The 17352-nt window shown below is 45.4% G+C and carries 15 protein-coding genes; 9 read left to right on the forward strand and 6 right to left on the reverse strand.

The window, feature by feature from the left end; translation table 11 throughout:
* Window positions 1-100: 100 nt before the first annotated feature.
* Window positions 101-727, reverse strand: coding sequence for a c-type cytochrome (locus LSG37_RS05610; RefSeq protein WP_233078948.1), 627 nt, complete (start codon window positions 725-727; stop codon window positions 101-103).
* Between the two features lie 180 nt (window positions 728-907).
* Here LSG37_RS05610 and yihA point away from each other — a divergent pair, with 180 nt between their 5' ends.
* On the forward strand, window positions 908-1522 hold the full coding sequence (yihA, locus tag LSG37_RS05615; RefSeq protein ID WP_206099247.1) for a ribosome biogenesis GTP-binding protein YihA/YsxC: 615 nt from the start codon (window positions 908-910) through the stop codon (window positions 1520-1522).
* Between the two features lie 68 nt (window positions 1523-1590).
* Here the strand turns inward: yihA and LSG37_RS05620 are convergent, their stop codons facing one another.
* From LSG37_RS05620 to polA, 3 genes are all read right to left on the reverse strand, one after another.
* Window positions 1591-2535, reverse strand: coding sequence for an IS3 family transposase (locus LSG37_RS05620; RefSeq protein WP_233078999.1), 945 nt, complete (start codon window positions 2533-2535; stop codon window positions 1591-1593).
* A complete protein-coding gene (locus tag LSG37_RS05625; protein WP_233078949.1) occupies window positions 2433-2933 on the reverse strand; it encodes a hypothetical protein in 501 nt (166 codons plus the stop codon). Before LSG37_RS05625 ends, LSG37_RS05620 begins: the two co-directional genes overlap by 103 nt.
* Before the next feature lie 719 nt (window positions 2934-3652).
* Window positions 3653-6430: a DNA polymerase I gene (gene polA, locus LSG37_RS05630; RefSeq protein ID WP_233078950.1), complete on the reverse strand. Its 2778-nt coding sequence runs from the start codon at window positions 6428-6430 to the stop codon at window positions 3653-3655.
* Window positions 6431-6986: 556 nt separating this feature from the next.
* Between polA and LSG37_RS05635 the strand changes: the two genes are divergently transcribed.
* On the forward strand, window positions 6987-7385 hold the full coding sequence (locus LSG37_RS05635; RefSeq protein WP_233078951.1) for a c-type cytochrome: 399 nt from the start codon (window positions 6987-6989) through the stop codon (window positions 7383-7385).
* 213 nt (window positions 7386-7598) lie between these two features.
* Entirely contained in the window at window positions 7599-10163 is a 2565-nt protein-coding gene (locus LSG37_RS05640; protein ID WP_233078952.1) for a diguanylate cyclase domain-containing protein, read from the forward strand.
* On the opposite strand, the gene rep is transcribed toward LSG37_RS05640, so the two are convergent.
* Window positions 10137-12152 carry a DNA helicase Rep gene (rep, locus tag LSG37_RS05645; protein ID WP_233078953.1) on the reverse strand — a complete coding sequence of 672 codons (2016 nt, stop codon included), beginning with the start codon at window positions 12150-12152 and terminating at the stop codon, window positions 10137-10139. The two genes, LSG37_RS05640 and rep, sit on opposite strands and share 27 nt — an antisense overlap.
* A 161-nt stretch (window positions 12153-12313) precedes the next feature.
* On the opposite strand from rep, the gene ubiK reads away from it, so the two are divergent.
* The 6 genes from ubiK (at window position 12314) to LSG37_RS05675 (ending at window position 17004) form a co-directional block, all read left to right on the forward strand.
* Window positions 12314-12568: a ubiquinone biosynthesis accessory factor UbiK gene (ubiK, locus tag LSG37_RS05650; RefSeq protein WP_233078954.1), complete on the forward strand. Its 255-nt coding sequence runs from the start codon at window positions 12314-12316 to the stop codon at window positions 12566-12568.
* A gap of 24 nt (window positions 12569-12592) precedes the next feature.
* Window positions 12593-13870, forward strand: coding sequence for a Xaa-Pro dipeptidase (locus LSG37_RS05655; RefSeq protein ID WP_233078955.1), 1278 nt, complete (start codon window positions 12593-12595; stop codon window positions 13868-13870).
* Window positions 13871-14000: 130 nt separating this feature from the next.
* Window positions 14001-14351, forward strand: coding sequence for a hypothetical protein (locus tag LSG37_RS05660; protein WP_233078956.1), 351 nt, complete (start codon window positions 14001-14003; stop codon window positions 14349-14351).
* 86 nt (window positions 14352-14437) lie between these two features.
* Complete coding sequence (locus tag LSG37_RS05665) at window positions 14438-14596, forward strand: hypothetical protein (RefSeq protein WP_233078957.1); 159 nt, start codon at window positions 14438-14440, stop codon at window positions 14594-14596.
* Between the two features lie 105 nt (window positions 14597-14701).
* Window positions 14702-16210, forward strand: a complete 1509-nt coding sequence (locus tag LSG37_RS05670; RefSeq protein ID WP_233078958.1) for a catalase — start codon at window positions 14702-14704, stop codon at window positions 16208-16210.
* Window positions 16211-16488: 278 nt separating this feature from the next.
* Complete coding sequence (locus LSG37_RS05675) at window positions 16489-17004, forward strand: ankyrin repeat domain-containing protein (RefSeq protein ID WP_233078959.1); 516 nt, start codon at window positions 16489-16491, stop codon at window positions 17002-17004.
* Here the strand turns inward: LSG37_RS05675 and LSG37_RS05680 are convergent.
* Window positions 17001-17345: a RidA family protein gene (locus LSG37_RS05680; protein WP_233078960.1), complete on the reverse strand. Its 345-nt coding sequence runs from the start codon at window positions 17343-17345 to the stop codon at window positions 17001-17003. The genes LSG37_RS05675 and LSG37_RS05680 overlap by 4 nt on opposite strands.
* Window positions 17346-17352: the final 7 nt, after the last annotated feature.

Genomic DNA, 17352 nt, shown 5'->3' on the forward strand with positions numbered 1-17352 from the left:
ATGCCCGGCGTTGACTTGAGAGGGGAGCGCCATGGAAGGTAGCGAATAAAACAAAAAACCAGGCATAAAGCCTGGTTTTCCTGCAGAGAAAAAAGAGCTGTTAGTGTAAACCACCCACATATTTAGACAGCACTTCAATATCTTCGTCAGTCAGCTTTTTCGCGATGTCGCGCATCATGCCGTTCATATCATTGGCACGTGCACCACTGCGGAAGGCTTCCAATTGAGCTTTGGTATAAGCTGCGTGCTGGAACGAAATTTTTGGGAAACCTGCTAAGCTGTGACCTACGCCACGTGGACCATGACAAGCGATACAGGCGGCTATACCACGTTCCATATCGCCACCACGAAACAATTTTTCGCCTTTAGCAATCACATCTTCAGGTGTGCTGCCTTCTTTCATGGTCTGGCTTGCATAAAAAGCCGCCAAATCTTTCATATCCTGTTCAGATAAAGCAGCGACCATTGGTGCCATCAGGGCGTTGTAACGACCTTCTTTACCACCGGTTTTGCCACCTAATTGAAACTCTTTTAACTGCTTAAATAAATAACCAGCATGTTGACCAGCAATTTTTGGATATAAGTCGGTAGGGCTATTCCCGTCCATGCCGTGGCAGGCAGCACAAGTAGCGGATTTAGCTTTACCTGCTTCAGCATCCCCATCGAATGCATAAGCTGTACTGATTAACCCTAAAAAGAGCGTGAGTGGAAGTGCGAATTTTTTCATTTTTTTCCGTCTCTGTCCGCGTTGAACCGCCAGAAATCTGGCAACCAAGTTGAATAACCCTATATTTTATGTCTATTTTACACGAATCTTGCACAGATAGAATCCCATAAATCACAGTAAAGCTTCTGTGGATCTTCAGGATCCGTTACACTATAGCCAAATTTACAGCCGGAGCTGACAGTGTACAAAGCGATCATCAATTATCAGAAAGCAACTTTTCTGACCAGTGCCCCTGATATTAAGGCTCTGCCCGCAGATACAGGTATCGAAGTTGCCTTTGCTGGTCGTTCTAACGCCGGCAAGTCTAGTGCATTAAATACGCTGACACGGCAAAATGGTTTAGCACGTACCAGTAAAACACCTGGCCGTACTCAGTTAATTAATACGTTTTCTTTAGCTGAGAATCAACGCCTGATCGATTTACCTGGTTATGGCTTTGCCAAAGTGCCTTTAGCGGTCAAAGAAAAATGGCAAAAAGCCCTGAGCGAATATCTGATGAAACGCGAAAGCCTAAAAGGCATAGTGATTCTAATGGATATCCGCCATCCGTTAAAAGATTTGGATCAGGATTTAATTCATTGGGCAGTGCAAAGTAATCTGCAGGTTTTATTGCTGTTGACTAAAGCTGATAAGTTAAGCCCTGGCCCGCGCAAAAAAGTATTGATGGAAGTCACAGAAGCTTCTATGGCGTTTATGGGTGATGTGACAGTACAAGTTTTCAGTTCACTGACTAAATTGGGTTTGTCTGAGTTAGAACAAAAACTGGACCAATGGTACAGCGCAGAACAAGAATAAGTTTTTGTATAGTCTTTAAATTCTGAAAAGCAGAGCATTGAAGTGACCCCATAAAGTTGGACTCATTTTTAAGCGGCTATCAAGGCCTGATTTCGATACTCAATCGGACTCAGGCCTTTTAATTTCAACTTTATCCGTTTGTGGTTGTAATAGTCGATGTACTCTTTGATGGTCTCAATGAGTTCATCTGCATTTTTAAACACTTCGTTGTGGTACATCTCTGTTTTTAATAGGCCAAAGAAGTTTTCAGCCATGGCGTTATCTAAGCAGTTTCCTTTCCTCGACATGCTTTGCTTTAAACCTTTCTCTTTCAGCTGCTGCTGATACTTCCTGTTTTGATACTGCCAGCCTTGGTCAGAGTGAACAATCGGAGTTTCATGTCGCCCAAGTTTAGCCGTCGCCTTTTTGAGCATGTCGGTGACCAATGATAATCTGACCGACGTACCGACTTCGTAGCTCACGACTTCCTGATTAAAGAGGTCTATCACAGGAGATAGGTAAACTTTCTGCTCACCCACTTTGAACTCTGTCACATCGGTGACCCACTTTTGGTTTGGCTTGTCTGCAGTGAATTTTCTTTGGACTAAATCGGGGGCTATCCTGCCCACATCACCTTTATATGATGTGTACCGCTTGGGCCTTACCTTTGATTTTAAGCCAAGCTCACTCATCAGTCGTTGAACGCGTTTATGGTTAATGCTCATCCCCGATAACCGCAACGACATGGTTATCCTGCGGTAGCCATAACGCCCTTTATGCTCGTGATAGAGCTGTGCTATTTGCGACTGTAGTGCCTCATCAGAGGCCGTCAGCCTTAACACCTTACAATGGTAGTAGTAGACACTTTTTGCTAATCCAGTCGCTTTGAGTCGATGCTGTAAGTTAAATATCGCCTTGAGCTCATTGACCACTAGGGCCTTTTCTTTGCTTTGTTCTTTTTTGCCTGAGCCAAGGCTTCTAACTTTTTTAAAACAGCATTCTCTGCTCGTAAGTAATCCAACTCTTCTCTCAATTCTTGTTCTGTCATCTGCGATGACGGTTTGGGTTCAGAAGAGTGGTGGTTCATACAAGGTCTGCCTTTGTTCTTTGGGGTAAGTCTGGATAGACCCTCGCAAGAATAAAGCTTTAGCCACTGAAATAATATACCTGGAGTCGATAAGTCAAAGTAGGCGCTGGTAAACCCAAGCGACCACTTATTCTCACGCATCGCGGTGATGACCTGAAGTTTGAAATCAGAGGTATAAGGATAGTCTTTGTGGAGAAAACTATCTGAGCCATGAAGTTGATAAACGGATGACCAGTAGCGGATTTGCCCGCCTGATATATCGAATCTGCGACTGAGTTCACGTGAACTTTCGTACTGAGCACATTTTGCTAATTCAAGCTTAAATGCTCTTGGATGTTTGGACATAAAAAGACCCCCAGTAATTGGAATGTCCAACTATTGGGGGTCACTTCACATCGGCTCTGCTTTTTTTGGGCTGTTAATCAGGACAGCAAACTTGAGTCTCCTAAAACAGCCAGTTCAGTTGTTCATCAGCCAGAAAAAAGAAAACCGGCCCTTTTTGAGGAGGCCGGTCATAGCAAACGGGGAGAAGCTATTCAATAATTTCAAATCAACAGGGTGTCTTGGATTAACAAGACACCGCCATTATACATAGAATTATGAATGTTTGAAGTATTTGCTCTAAAAAATCTAGTTTTATTTCAGTTTTTCTGATCAACAGACAAAAAAAACGCCCCACTGCAAGCAGTGGGGCGGCTAAATAAGCCTTTCTTTCTGGCCACTAAATAAGCGGTTAAGCTCATTAGTGCTGAAAGATAGAACATCTTACCTCTGTACCCTACGAATTTGATTCTACAAGTGTTGATTAAAAATGCAAGCAGAGAGCTGTAATTAAACTACAAATATTTAGTTAAACTGTCATTATTCTGAAAAAATGTAGCTTTATTACCAATGCAAGTTGCGGGTTTTGTCGGTTAATTCTACAATTCAGCGATAAAATAGCTGCTCATATATAAAAAAGCCCCAAACAAGTTGGGGCGAAAAATCAAACTACCAGGAATGGGCATATACACACTTGGTAAGACTGGGTGTTTTTTACAAAGTTCAGCCTTATTGCATTTTTTTTAATGCGCCTGATCCCAGTTTGGGCCTGAACCTGCTTCAGCCAGTAAAGGCACGTCCAGCGAAGCAGCAGATTGCATAATGTCGACCAGCTCTGCACTGACCCTCGCCAGCTCTTCAGTTTTCACTTCAAACACTAGTTCATCGTGCACCTGCATAATCATGGCGACAATGCCTGCTGGTTGTTTTTCCTGCCAGGCTGCTACCTTAATCATGGCCATTTTGATGATATCGGCGGCAGTACCTTGCATCGGAGCATTGATTGCTGCGCGTTCAGCGCCTTTTTTCCGAGCCATGTTTTTGGCGTTAATTTCTGGCAGGTACAAACGACGACCAAACAGAGTTTCCACATAGCCCTGCTCATGCGCCTGAGTGCGGGTGCGTTCCATATAATCCAATACGCCCGGGAAACGTTCAAAATATAAATCGACATATTGTTGAGCTTCAGAGCGGCTGATGCCCAGTTGGCGTGCCAAACCAAAAGCCGACATTCCATAAATCAGACCAAAGTTTACCGCTTTAGCGCGGCGGCGTTGTTCTGAACTGACCTCGTCCAGCTTTACACCAAAGACTTCAGCTGCTGTGGCTCTGTGAATATCTTTGCCCTGCGCAAAAGCGTTGAGCAGAGCCGGATCGCGCGACAAGTGCGCCATAATGCGCAGTTCAATTTGTGAATAGTCGATCGCCAGTATGGTTTTGCCTGTCTCAGCAATAAAAGCCTGACGAATGCGACGGCCTTCCTCACTGCGAATTGGAATATTTTGCAGGTTAGGTTCAGTGGAACTTAACCGGCCCGTGGCGGCAACAGCCTGATGATAAGACGTATGTACGCGGCCTGTAGCCGGATTGACCGACAACGGCAGTTTATCGGTGTAAGTGGATTTCAGCTTACTTAAACCCCGGTGCTCCGTAATAAGTTTTGGAAACTCATAATCAAGCGCCAGCTCGGCTAATACTTCTTCAGCGGTGGATGGTGTGCCTGTAGGTGTTTTTTTAAGTACAGGCAAGCCCATCTGTTCGAATAGGATTTCCTGCAGTTGCTTTGGAGATGACAGGTTAAATTCTTTACCCGCCATCTGATAGGCTTCCTGCTCAATCTCACCTATACGTTTGGCTAAATCCATGCTTTGTTGCGCTAACAAATTGCCATCAATTTTAACGCCAGTACGTTCCATTTTGGACAAAATAGGCACCAGCGGCATTTCGATATCGCGGAACACTTTTTGTAAGCCTGAATGTTGCGCAAGCATCGGCCATAAGGTTTGATGCAAACGTAAAGTCACGTCAGCGTCTTCAGCCGCGTAAGGCGAAGCTTGCTCCAGCGCTATTTGGTTAAAGGTGATTTGTTTCGCCCCTTTACCTGCAATATCTTCAAAAGCTATGGCTTTATGCCCAAGGTACTTCAGTGATAAAGAATCCATATCGTGGCGTGAGGCCACGCTGTTGACGATGTAAGACTCCAGCATAGTGTCAAAACGAATGCCACGCAGTGCAATACCGTGACGCGCCAAAACACTTTGGTCATACTTCAGGTTTTGGCCAACTTTGGCTTTAGTTTCATCTTCCAGCCAGTCTTTCAACTGAGCTAACACCCATTCACGATTAAGCTGTTCAGGTGCGCCAACATAATCATGCGCCAACGGAATATAGCAGGCATCGCCAGCAGCTAACGCCAGCGAAATACCAACAATATCGGCCTGCATATAGTCCAGGCTGGTGGTTTCAGTATCAAAAGCCACCAGTTCAACCTCAAGCAAGCGTTCCAGCAATTGCAGAAAATCAGCTTCGGTTAAAATGCAGGGGTAGCTACTGGTGTCAATGCCACTGGCTGGAACTTCAGCTTCTTGTTGTTCATTCTGTTTTGCTGCTTCTGTCGCTACAGCTGTCGCAGCATCTTTGCCTGCTAAAACTTCGTTTAACCAGCGTCTGAATTCGCAAGCGGCAAATAGCTCTGCCAATTTGGTCTGATCAGGGGTTTTGATATCTAAGCTATCTGGCTGTAACGATAATTCCACATCTGTTTTGATGGTGGCGAGCTGATAAGACAGCATCAACTGATCTTTAAATTCTTCCATTTTGGCGGCTATGGTTTTGCTACCACGAAAGTTCAGCGCCGCAATTTGATCCAACTGCTGGTACAGCTTTTCTATTGAACCAATGCCTTGCAGTAAGGCCATCGCCGTTTTTTCACCCACACCTGGCAGGCCCGGAATATTGTCGGCTTTATCACCCATCAGCGCTAAATAATCGACAATCAGCTCTGGGCCGACGCCAAACTTTTCGGCAACTCCTGCAGGGTCCAAAATGGTATCAGTCATGGTGTTAATTAAGGTGACATGTTGATCAACCAGCTGGGCCATGTCTTTATCGCCTGTGGATATCAACACATAGCGGCCCTGTTGGCTGGCCTGCACAGCCAAAGTACCAATCACATCGTCCGCTTCGACACCGCTGATACAAATCAGTGGTAAACCCATAGCCTCAATGATTTGATGCAAAGGTGCAATCTGGCTACGCAAATCATCCGGCATAGGAGGGCGATGCGCTTTGTATTCGCTGTACATTTCATTACGGAATGTCGGACCTTTGGCATCAAACACCACTACCATCTGGCTGGGTTTATACTGGCGTAACAAACTTTTCAGCATGTTGACCACACCATAAATAGCGCCGGTTGCTTCTCCTTTGGAATTGGTCAGGTGTGGGGGCGAATGATAAGCACGAAATAAATAAGAAGAACCGTCGACCAGAATAAGAGGATTGTCCGGTATAACAACCATGATAAGGATCCCTAAATGTTTTGCTTAAGCATGCCACAACAGGCCTGTTTCAGCCAGCTGTAGCTGCATTTCCGAAGTGTTCGGATGATACTTTTTTATACGAAAAAGCTGTGGATAACTTTGTGGACAGACAATAGATAACGACCAGATAATCTCTGCGAAGAGTCCGGTGGCGTGAGTATAAGTTGCTGTATTTAAAAGAAAAAGAAGGGTAATGCTAGAGGTTCCCTTATTGTTTTTCTTATTATTCCATTTTGTGGAAAATTATCTCACTTTGGTTTCCTGTCAAATAGGCGACAGCGTAAGACAATCAAAGTGGGGGAAACAGACTACCACAAAGATTTTCTTTGCACAGTGCTGATTTCAATTTTTTTTGACTCAAAAAAAAGTCATTAAGATTGATCAGTTATAAGGCATTATTTCCTGCAAATTTGACTGAACTTAGTCTGGATTATGGGCTAAGTTAAAAGCCAACAAATACAGGGGCTTCCACTATGAAGGATCCCAGCGTTATAATACCCTAACTTTTGTATGGCTTATTGACAGGATTATCCAGATGAAAAAACTCACTCTCGCCTTAGTGCTGATGACAACTGCCGCAATAGCCAACGTTGCTGCACAGGACACAGACAACGAAGCAATTAAAAAACGTCTTGAGCCTGTAGGTCAGGTTTACCTGGCTGGCGCTGAGGTTGCAGCAGATACCGGTCCTAAAGGTCCACGCACTGGCGAGCAGGTGTATCAAAGTTCCTGTTTTGCCTGTCATGGTACAGGTGCTTTAGATGCCCCTAAAAAAGGCGATGCAGCCTGGAAGCCTCGTATAGGACAAGGTGCTGATATCTTGTTAAAACACGCCATAGAAGGTATCCGTGCCATGCCTCCTCGTGGTACGTGCATGGACTGTTCTGATGATGAAATTGCTGCAGCTATCGAATTTATGATTGAAGGTGTGTAAAATTTTTGTAAGTCAAAACGCTGCTTTGGCAGCGTTTTTTGTCCCTGAAGATTTATAGATCTAATAGTTATTTACATAGTTCAATTGCTTATAAGAAGATCTGACCAGCTACCTCATTTGACCTTCCATCTGCTCAAGCTTTGTGCATAATAGAGGTGCTTAAACATCAACCAGCTTTGGTTGCCTTGCCTCAGATAAGAATAAGAGAAAAAGTTGAAGGATATAACGACTCTGGATAAAGCCTACCACGTTGCGGTTAGTCAGCTACGCCGTTTGCGTAAGCTGGCTGCAGGCTATAAACAGGCTTATATCATTCAAGGCGCCTTACTCAAATTGTCAGAATTAGCATCTGGCATCAAAGATATGCGTGAGTTTTATCCTGCTATTCACCGTTTATTAAACCAGCAGCTCAAAGCTGATAATTTTTATGTGGTGCTTTGTGATCAGGATCAGCAGTTTTCGCTGGAATACTTCGCAGACGAAAAAGACCAACAAGTTCTGTTAGACGCGCCTTCAGACGCTTTTGCTTCAGGCCTGACAGGTTATGTGGCCCGCACTAAACAAGCACTGTTGTGTGATCAGGATGGGTATCGCCGACTTGTGGAAACAGGCGATATTACGGCTCAGGGTACAGCGTGCCAGTATTGGTTAGGTGTGCCTTTATGCCGTGGTGAAAAAGTTATAGGTGTGATGGCACTTCAAAGCTACGATCCGGACTGTCACTATAACCAGCATGATTTGGCCTTGATCAGCAATATTGCCATTCATACTGTGACTGCCATAGATAGAGTCAGAAGTCGTGAACTGCTGGAGCAAACAGTACGAGAGCGCACTCAGCAGTTACGAAATACCAATCAATCCTTGCAAAAGGAGATCCGCGAGCGCTCCAATGCGGAGCAACTGCAATCAGCTTTGTATAAGATTTCTGAGATGACAGCCAAAAGCACCGACATGATGAGTTTTTATCATGAGGTGTATCAGATCCTGGCCGAATTGATGAAAGCAGACAACTGCTACATTGCCTTGTTGAACGAAGCTGGTGATCGATTACATTTCCCTTTCTATTTAGATCAATACACGCCAACCCCGAGAGAACGTGCCCTGCAAAGCGGTTTAACTGAATATGTGATCCGTTCTGGCGAAGCTAAATTGATCAGTCAGGCAAAGTTGCTGGATTTGGTCAAAGCAGGTGTGGTGGACCGTGTTCAATCCAGTTTAGGCCACAATGCTATTTCGACCAGTTGGTTAGGCGCACCTTTATTAGTTGGAGAGCAGGTACTTGGTGTAATTGCGCTGCAGTGTTACGACAATACCTACAGTTACAGCGAGCAAGAACTAAATTTATTGCGTTTTGTGTCCCAGCATATAGCGGTGGCCATTTCCCGCAAACTGAGCACAGAACAACAAAAACAACAGCACGAAGAGCTGGAAAAACGTATTTTTGAGCGTACCCGCGAGTTAAGACAAACCAATTTATTCCTGCGTTTACAGGTAGAAGAGCGGAAAAAAGCCGAAGAAAAACTCTTTCACGAAGCCAATCATGATGCATTAACAGGTTTGGCAAATCGCCAGATGTTTTTGATGCAGTTACGCCAGCGTTTTTCCTACCGTAACCGTGAAGCCACTCCACGTTTTGCTTTGCTTTTTATCGATTTAGACCGCTTTAAACTGATCAACGACACATTAGGCCACCATATCGGCGACCTGTTTTTAATTGAAGTCAGTCAGCGGTTACAGCAAACAGTACGAGAGCATGATTTAGTCGCCCGTTTGGGTGGTGATGAGTTTGTGATTTTATTAGGTCAAATTCAAAGTGATGTGGATGCTGAAGAAGTCGCAGAACGCTTGATTGAGTCGTTACGTCAGCCGATGATACTTGAGGGGCAGCAGGTCTGTTCAGGTGCCAGTCTGGGCATCGCTTGTTATCAGCCTGAATACCAGAATGCTGATGAATTACTGCGTGACGCGGATGCCGCTATGTATCAGGCTAAGTCCTTTGGCCGCAATCGTTTTGTTATTTTTAATGATTCGATGCGCCAACAAATGCTGCAAGAACTGGGGCAGGAACAAGCCTTGCAACAAGCTGTTGATCAACAACAATTTGTGCCTGCTTTCCGGCCCTTATTACAAGCTGATGCTGAAGTTCTGGGTTATCAGGTTGTGCTGGACTGGCAGCAGGGAGACGCAGAGCACAAAGCTGAGTTAAGTCGCCAGGCTGCTCAGGCGGGTTTGATGCCTGATATTGAACTGGAACTGGTGCGTCAGCTTTGCCAGAAAAATGCCAGCACAGAAGTGTTCAGTATTACGCTAAGCAGTGGCCATTTGAACAACACTGTACTTTTTGACAAGCTTTGCGGTGTATTGCGTCATTCGGTACTGCCTTTACATCAGCTTTGTCTCGGTTTTAACGAAGCGGATTTGTTGCGTTTAACCAGTACTCAGTTGGCTAATTTACATCAGTTAAAACGGCTTGGGATCCGGTTGCTGCTGGATCAGTTTGCGGCTGAAGTGGCTGCTTTAGGTTTAGTTGTGCAGTACCCGTTTGATTTTGTTGTGTTAGATAAGGCTTTTAGTCGCAGTTTACAGCGCAGTGATCAGCGTAAACAGCTGTTACAGGTGTTATTAAGTCTGGCGCAAACCCATAAATACCGCTTGGTTGCTGCAGTGGCTGAAAATGATGAAAGCCGCTCTTACCTGACTCAACTGGGATGCTGTTATTTTGCTGACAGCAGCCCACTGAGTGAAACCCAATCAGGGCTTTTTCAACAACTGGCGTAATCGGTCTATATGCGCTAAGCCTGTTTCCTGGCGTTGCTGTTCAGTTTTCACCGGAGCCGCTTTACTCCATTCCAAATCATCAGACGGTAATTCATATAAAAACCGGCTCGGTTCAGGTTTAATCACTTCACCATACTGACGGCGCTCACGGGCATAAGTGAAAATCAGCTCACGTTGTGCTCTGGTGATACCTACATAAGCCAGACGGCGTTCTTCTTCCACATTGTCTTCATCTATGCTGCTTTGATGTGGCAATAAACCTTCTTCCATACCCACCATAAAGACATAAGGGAACTCCAAACCTTTAGAAGCGTGTAAGGTGAGAAGTTGCACCTGGTCGGCATCATCTTCCTGCTCCTGCCGCTCCATCATATCGCGCAATGTCAGTTTGGTGACCACTTCATTTAAACTCAGTGGCTCCTCATCGTCTTTGCCTTCAAGCATTTCACTGATCCAGCGGTACAGCTCATTGATATTCTTCAGTGCCATTTCAGCCGCTTTGGGGCTGGCGCTGCTTTCAAATAACCAGGCTTCATACTGGCTTTGCCGGATCAAGTCTTTTACTGCTTCCTTGGGATCAGCACGTAGCGCATTGTCTGCGACATGATTAATCCAATTGGCAAAATTCTGCACCGACTGCAGGCCACGGGCGGGCAAACGTTCTGTCAGTTCTGGTTCAAAACAGGCTGCAAATAAACTGATATGTTTTTCGTTGGCCAGGCTGCCGACTTTTTCTAAAGTAGCTGCACCTATTTCACGTTTAGGCGTGTTGATAATACGCAAGAACGCATTGTCATCGTCCTGATTCACCAATAAGCGTAAATACGCCATGATGTCTTTGATTTCAGCCCGGGAAAAAAACGAGGTGCCGCCTGAAACTTTATACGGAATTCTGTTAGTGATCAGCGCCTTTTCAAATACCCGCGCCTGATGGTTGCCGCGATACAGCAGCGCATATTCTTTGTATTGAGTGCGGTTAATAAAGCGGTGCGAAATAATTTCAGCCACCACTTTTTCTGCTTCATCTTCTTCGTTACGGGTCGGTAATACCCGCAAAGGCACGCCGTAACCCAGTTCACTGAATAGCCGTTTATCGTATTCATGGGGATTATTGGCGATCAGAATATTGGCCGCTTTCAAAATTCGTTCGGCCGAGCGGTAGTTTTGCTCCAGCTTTATCACTTTTAAATTCGGAAAATCTTTGCCCAACAACACCAGATTTTGCGGTTTTGCACCCCGCCAGGAGTAAATCGACTGGTCGTCGTCTCCTACCACAGTAAAACGCTGGCGCTCACCGACCAGCCATTTCACCAGTTCGTACTGACTGGTGTTGGTGTCCTGATATTCATCCACCAACAGGTATTGGATTTTTTGCTGCCACTTCTGCCGCACTTGCTCATTCGAGGCAAATAATAAGGTAGGCACCATAATTAAATCGTCAAAATCCAACGCATTGTAGGCTCGTAATTGCTGAGCATATTGTTGGTAGAAGTTGGCAAAGCTGATACTTTGGGCATCCGTAGCTCGGGACAAGGCTTGACCTGGCAAGGTTAAATCGTTTTTCCACGACGATATTTTGCTTTGTAGCGCTTTGAGTAAATCTTTATCGCCTTGCAGCTCGTCATCGGTCAGCTCTTTTAACAGCGCCATGCTGTCCTGATCATCAAACAAGGTGAAATTCGGCTTATAGCCGATAGCACGGTATTCCTTTTTCAGGATTTCTAAACCTAAAGTGTGAAAGGTAGAAACAGTTAAACCCCTAAGCAAAGGGCGCTCCAGCTGATGTTTAATCCGCTCTTTCATTTCGCGGGCGGCTTTATTGGTAAAGGTCACAGCCGCTATATGTTTGGCAGGCACCCCACATTGCTGAATTAAATAGGCAATTTTATTGGTGATCACCCGGGTTTTGCCGCTGCCAGCGCCAGCCAGCACCAGGCAGGGCCCGCTGATATAATGCACAGCATCGTTTTGTTGAGAGTTAAGTTTCATCAGACACCTTTCACAGAAGGAGCTTAGTTTAACTCAAATTTACCGGGCAGAGGCGCGCTGATTTCTGCACAAAACGAGCAAGTCCGGTAAATATGCGGCAGAATAGATCCAGCCAGAGTCTAAAGGCTCGTAGAATAAAATAACTCTAAAGGAGCTCCATCATGATAGATCCAAAAAAGATTGAAGAAATTGCTAAACAGATTGGCGCCGCTATCCCACCTAAAATGCGTGAGATGGCTGATGACGTCGAAAACAAAGTAAAACAAGTGCTGCAGCAAAAGCTGAGTCAGCTGGAGTTTGTTTCGCGTGAAGAGTTTGATGTGCAAACTCAGGTGCTGGCGAAAACCCGCGCCAAATTGGATGAACTGGAACGTCGTGTCGCTGAATTATCCGTTAAAGGCGATTCCGCAAACTAACAAGTGATGCAGATAAGGAAGGGTATGAAGTTAACTCAGGTATCGGTACTGCTGGCCGGGCTATTCAGCACTGTAGTTGTGGCTCAGGTGGAACAGGTGATTCAGGTGGGGCATCTGCTGGATGTTCGCACGGGCAACTATCAGAAAAATAAGGCTATTCTGGTTGAGGCTGGCCGGATTAGCGCTATTGTTGATGCAGATCAGGCACCAAAAGGTGTGCAGCTGGTTGATTTATCACAACACTATGTTGTGCCCGGTCTGATTGATATGCACGTGCATTTAACTTCAGATCCACAAAAACATGGTTACCGTGGTTTAGTAGAAACGCCCACCCGCGAAGCCATATTTGGTGTCAGTGCCGCCAAAGCGACCTTAAACGCCGGTTTTACTACAGTGCGAAACTTAGGTGCTGCAGGTTACGCCGATGTGTCTTTACGTGACGCTATTAATGATGGCGAAATTCAGGGGCCACGGATGCGGGTGGCGGCCAATACCATTTGTATCACTGGCGGACATTGCGATAATAATCTGCTGCCTCATATCTACAATTCCAGAAGCGCTGGTGTGGCCAATGGTCCGGATGAGGTTCGGTCAAAAGTGCGGGAAAACATCAAATACGGTGCTGATGTGATTAAGTTTGCTGCAACTGGTGGTGTCATGTCCAAAAACACTGATGTGAATGCCAGTCAGTATAATTTTGATGAAATGAAAGCTTTAATAGATGAAGCACACGACAGAGGCCGCATAGTAGCGGCTCATGCTCATGGTTTGCAGGGCATTAAGCGCGCTATTGCAGCTGGTGTGGACTCGATTGAACATGGCAGCTTTATCGACGATGAGGCCATTAAACTAGCGAAAAAACACGGCACTTATTTAGTGATGGATGTGTATGTCAGTGACTTCATCTTAAGTGAAGGTGAAAAAGCCGGTATCCTGCCTGAGTCCTTAGCCAAAGAAAAAACCGTAGGTTTATTGCAGCGACAAAACTTCCAAAAAGCGGTCAAAGCCGGAGTAAAGATGGCCTATGGCACTGATGCCGGAGTTTACACTCATGGTTTAAATGGTCGTCAGCTGGCTTATATGGTGCAGTGGGGCATGACTCCTTTACAAGCGATTCAGGCTGCAACAGTCAATGCTGGCACTTTATTAAACTGGAAAAATGAGCAAGGCCAACAAAATGTCGGCGTGCTTGAAGTGGGAGCTTATGCCGATTTGGTGGCAGTGCCAGTGGATCCGCTGACTCAAATAAAAACACTGGAGCAACCTGCTATGGTGGTGAAATCCGGTCTGCCGGTGTTATAACCTCTTTTACATAAGCATTAGATTTTCTAATGCTTATGTTCTGCTTTTTCTCGTCTTTCTTACACAGAGTTGTCATGGCTTTGCTGAATAATTGCCCGCAGTTAATCAACTTAAAGCCGAGGAAGACTCAATGAAACTTATTACTGCTGCTGTATTTGCTACTGTTACTCTACTGGCAAGCCAGGCTCAGGCCGCTTCAACCTATACCTATTCAAATGTTGAATACTGTGAGCTTGCGACACAAAATGCGCAAGATAACTTATTAAAAGCTTATGCGAAAAAATTAGGTTTCACACCTGTTCGCAGCGCTTGTGTACAGTTACTGAATCCGATGACTGCGCAGTTAACACAAGATGCGGACGCGCAAATTCGTGCCTATTCACGTGGCTCAGCCCGTAAATTACCAGCTTCTTTAATTCAGCAATTAAAGGCTATGCCTGAACAGCAACGTCTGGCAGCTTTAGCTGAAATCTACGGTTAATTCACCGCTTATCCCTGTGCTCCGGCTTGAAAATTGCGTAGAGTAACCCAAGTAAAGGGCAATACTCAGCAATACGGAGCACAGTTATGAGCGAATTTGACTTTGATTTAGACCATCTTGATTTTGATGGTGCCGAGAAAAAAACAGCGCAAAAACAATTGGCTGCAGATCAGTTAGCAGCAGAACAAGCCGCTATGCAGGATGATGAATCAGACGATTGTGCTGGTGGCGCTTGTAAAATCTAATTTGTTTTTTAGATTGATGTGATAGTTTTATTTCGTTTTTTTAAATGACCTTTGGAGTCTACTCTGTGTTGGCAGGATAGAGCACACTCCAAGAGGGTCATAATAATGTTTAATAAATCAGCCTTAGTTTTAGCTTTAGGTCTGTCTTTAGCCGTACAAGCGAATACTTTAACCAGAGACAACGGTGCTCCGGTAGGTGATAACCAGAATTCCACTACAGCAGGAGCCAACGGCAGTGTTTTACTGCAAGACGTGCACCTGATCCAAAAGTTACAACGTTTTGCCCGTGAACGTATTCCTGAGCGTGTTGTGCATGCCCGTGGTACTGGTGCTCATGGCGAATTTGTTGCTACTGACGATTTATCCGATTTAACCATAGCTGCGCCTTTTGCGAACCAAGGCAAAACAACACCTGTTTTTGTGCGTTTCTCCACTGTGATCCACGGCAATCATAGCCCTGAAACATTGCGCGATCCTCGTGGTTTTGCGGTGAAGTTTTATTCTGATCAAGGCAACTGGGATTTAGTAGGGAACAACCTGCCGGTATTTTTTATTCGTGACGCGATTAAATTCCCGGATATGGTGCACTCGTTAAAACCGTCACCAGTTGACAATATGCAAGACCCAAATCGCGTGTTTGACTTTATGTCACATGAACCGGGTTCTACCCAAATGCTGACCTTTGTGTATTCAGATTTAGGCACGCCAGCCAGCTACCGTGAAATGGATGGTTTTGGTGTACATGCTTATAAATTCATCAATGGCCAAGGTCAGGTGCATTACGTCAAGTTCAACTGGAAGAGTCAACAGGGCGTGAAATCTCTGGATGCTGAGGCTGCGACTAAAACTCAGGGCATGGATTTTAATCACTTGACCCGTGATTTGTATCAGAACATCAATGCCGGCAATAACCCGAAATGGGATCTGTATGTGCAGGTGATCACACCGGATCAACTGGATGACTTTGACTTTAACCCTCTGGATGCCACTAAAACCTGGCCTGGAGTGAAAGAGCGTAAAGTCGGCACTATGACGTTAAACCGTATGCCAGATAACTTCTTTGAAGAAACTGAGCAATCGGCTTTTGCGCCAGCCAACCTGATCCCAGGTATAGAACCGTCTGAAGACCGGTTGTTGCAAGGCCGGATTTTCTCTTATTCCGATACCCAGCTGTATCGCTTAGGCGCAAATCACAGCCAGTTGCCAATCAATAAAGCCAAAGTGATGGTGGATAACCACAATCAGGATGGCGCTATGAACTTTGGTAATAGCACATCCAATGTGAATTACGAGCCAAGCCGGGTTGAACCTAAAACTGTAGTGGCTGCAGCCCGAGCTGTGGAAACACAACTGGATGGTACTGTGATGCAAAAAGCCATCAGCAAGCAGGATAACTTCAGTCAGGCCGGTGCTTTGTACCGCAGTTTTGATAAGCAGCAACAAGCCAATCTGATCCGCAATTTGTCTGGTGATTTAGGCGCAGTAAAAGACAGTGCCATCAAACACAAAATGCTGGCGCACTTCTACAAAGCCGATACGGACTATGGCAGTCGTTTAACTAAAGCCGTCAATGGCGATATTAAACAAGTGCAGCAAATAGCGAAATCTTTGTAATACCTTTCTCTGGTGCAGGCCAGCTGGCAATGGCTGTCAGCTGACCTTTTTTTAAAGCCCTGCGAAACTCGTATGCTCTGTCCTGCACCCAGGGTGAGTTTCGCAGGCACCAATTCCCCTGCGTACTTGAAGCCGCAGCTTTGTTGACTACGCGCTCTCATTCCGGTACCGGATTGAACACGAGACGGGCAGGGTAAACCCTGCCCCTACAACATCGCCTCGCTGCAACTCCAATTACTTTGGGGAACCCATAACTCTATATTTGAGGCATTTATCTGATGCGATTACTACTACTGAGTTTGATGTTATTAAGCGCTCTGGTGCACTCTGAAGAACAAGCCGCTGCTCCATTGGAACAACTCACGTCTTACTTTTTTGCTGCTGCCCGCACTGGTGATGTTGTCGTTTTGAATGAGTTTTTACAGCAGGGGTATCCTGTGGACCAGCGTAATAACCAAAGTTATACCGCTCTGATGGTGGCCACTTATGCAGGGCAGCAGGCCGCTGTTGAATTACTACTGAAACAAGGTGCTGACGCTTGTCTGCGTGATAAAAGAGGTCATACCGCCATGATGGGGGCCATAGTCAAAGCCGAGTGGAGTATAGGTAAGATTCTCTATCCAATTGATTGCAATGAAGACAGTTCAGTGGATGCAAAAGCGCCAGTAACAGATAAAGAGAAAATGACAGTAGCGCAGTTTGCTGAAGTTTTTGGTCAAAGCGAAAAGCTGCAACAACTGGCAAAGGCCGTTGCAGCGAAACAAAGCACCAGAACAGACTCAGCTCAAGATTAAAGCGCAGCTGTGACTTTAATTTCTACTTTCCAAAGCGGATTCGCCAGGCGAGCTTCCACCGTAGCACGGGCAGGAGCCTGGCCTTCTTCAACCCATAAATCCCAGGCTGTATTCATAGCGTTATAGTCCGCCATATCCGCCAGATAAATAGTGGTATCGACAATACGACTCTTGTTAATACCCGCTTCCGCTAGTATTGCATCAATTTGTGCCAGCACATGAGCGGTTTGAGCTGTCGCATCATCATCCAGATTGTCCGGCACCATACCGGATAAAAACACTAAACCATTGGCTATCACTGCTTCGCTATATCTTTTGCTTGGTTGTATACGTTGGATCATTGGGTTT

The sequence above is a fragment of the Rheinheimera soli genome (assembly GCF_021290985.1).
In the GTDB taxonomy this organism is placed as follows: domain Bacteria; phylum Pseudomonadota; class Gammaproteobacteria; order Enterobacterales; family Alteromonadaceae; genus Pararheinheimera; species Pararheinheimera soli.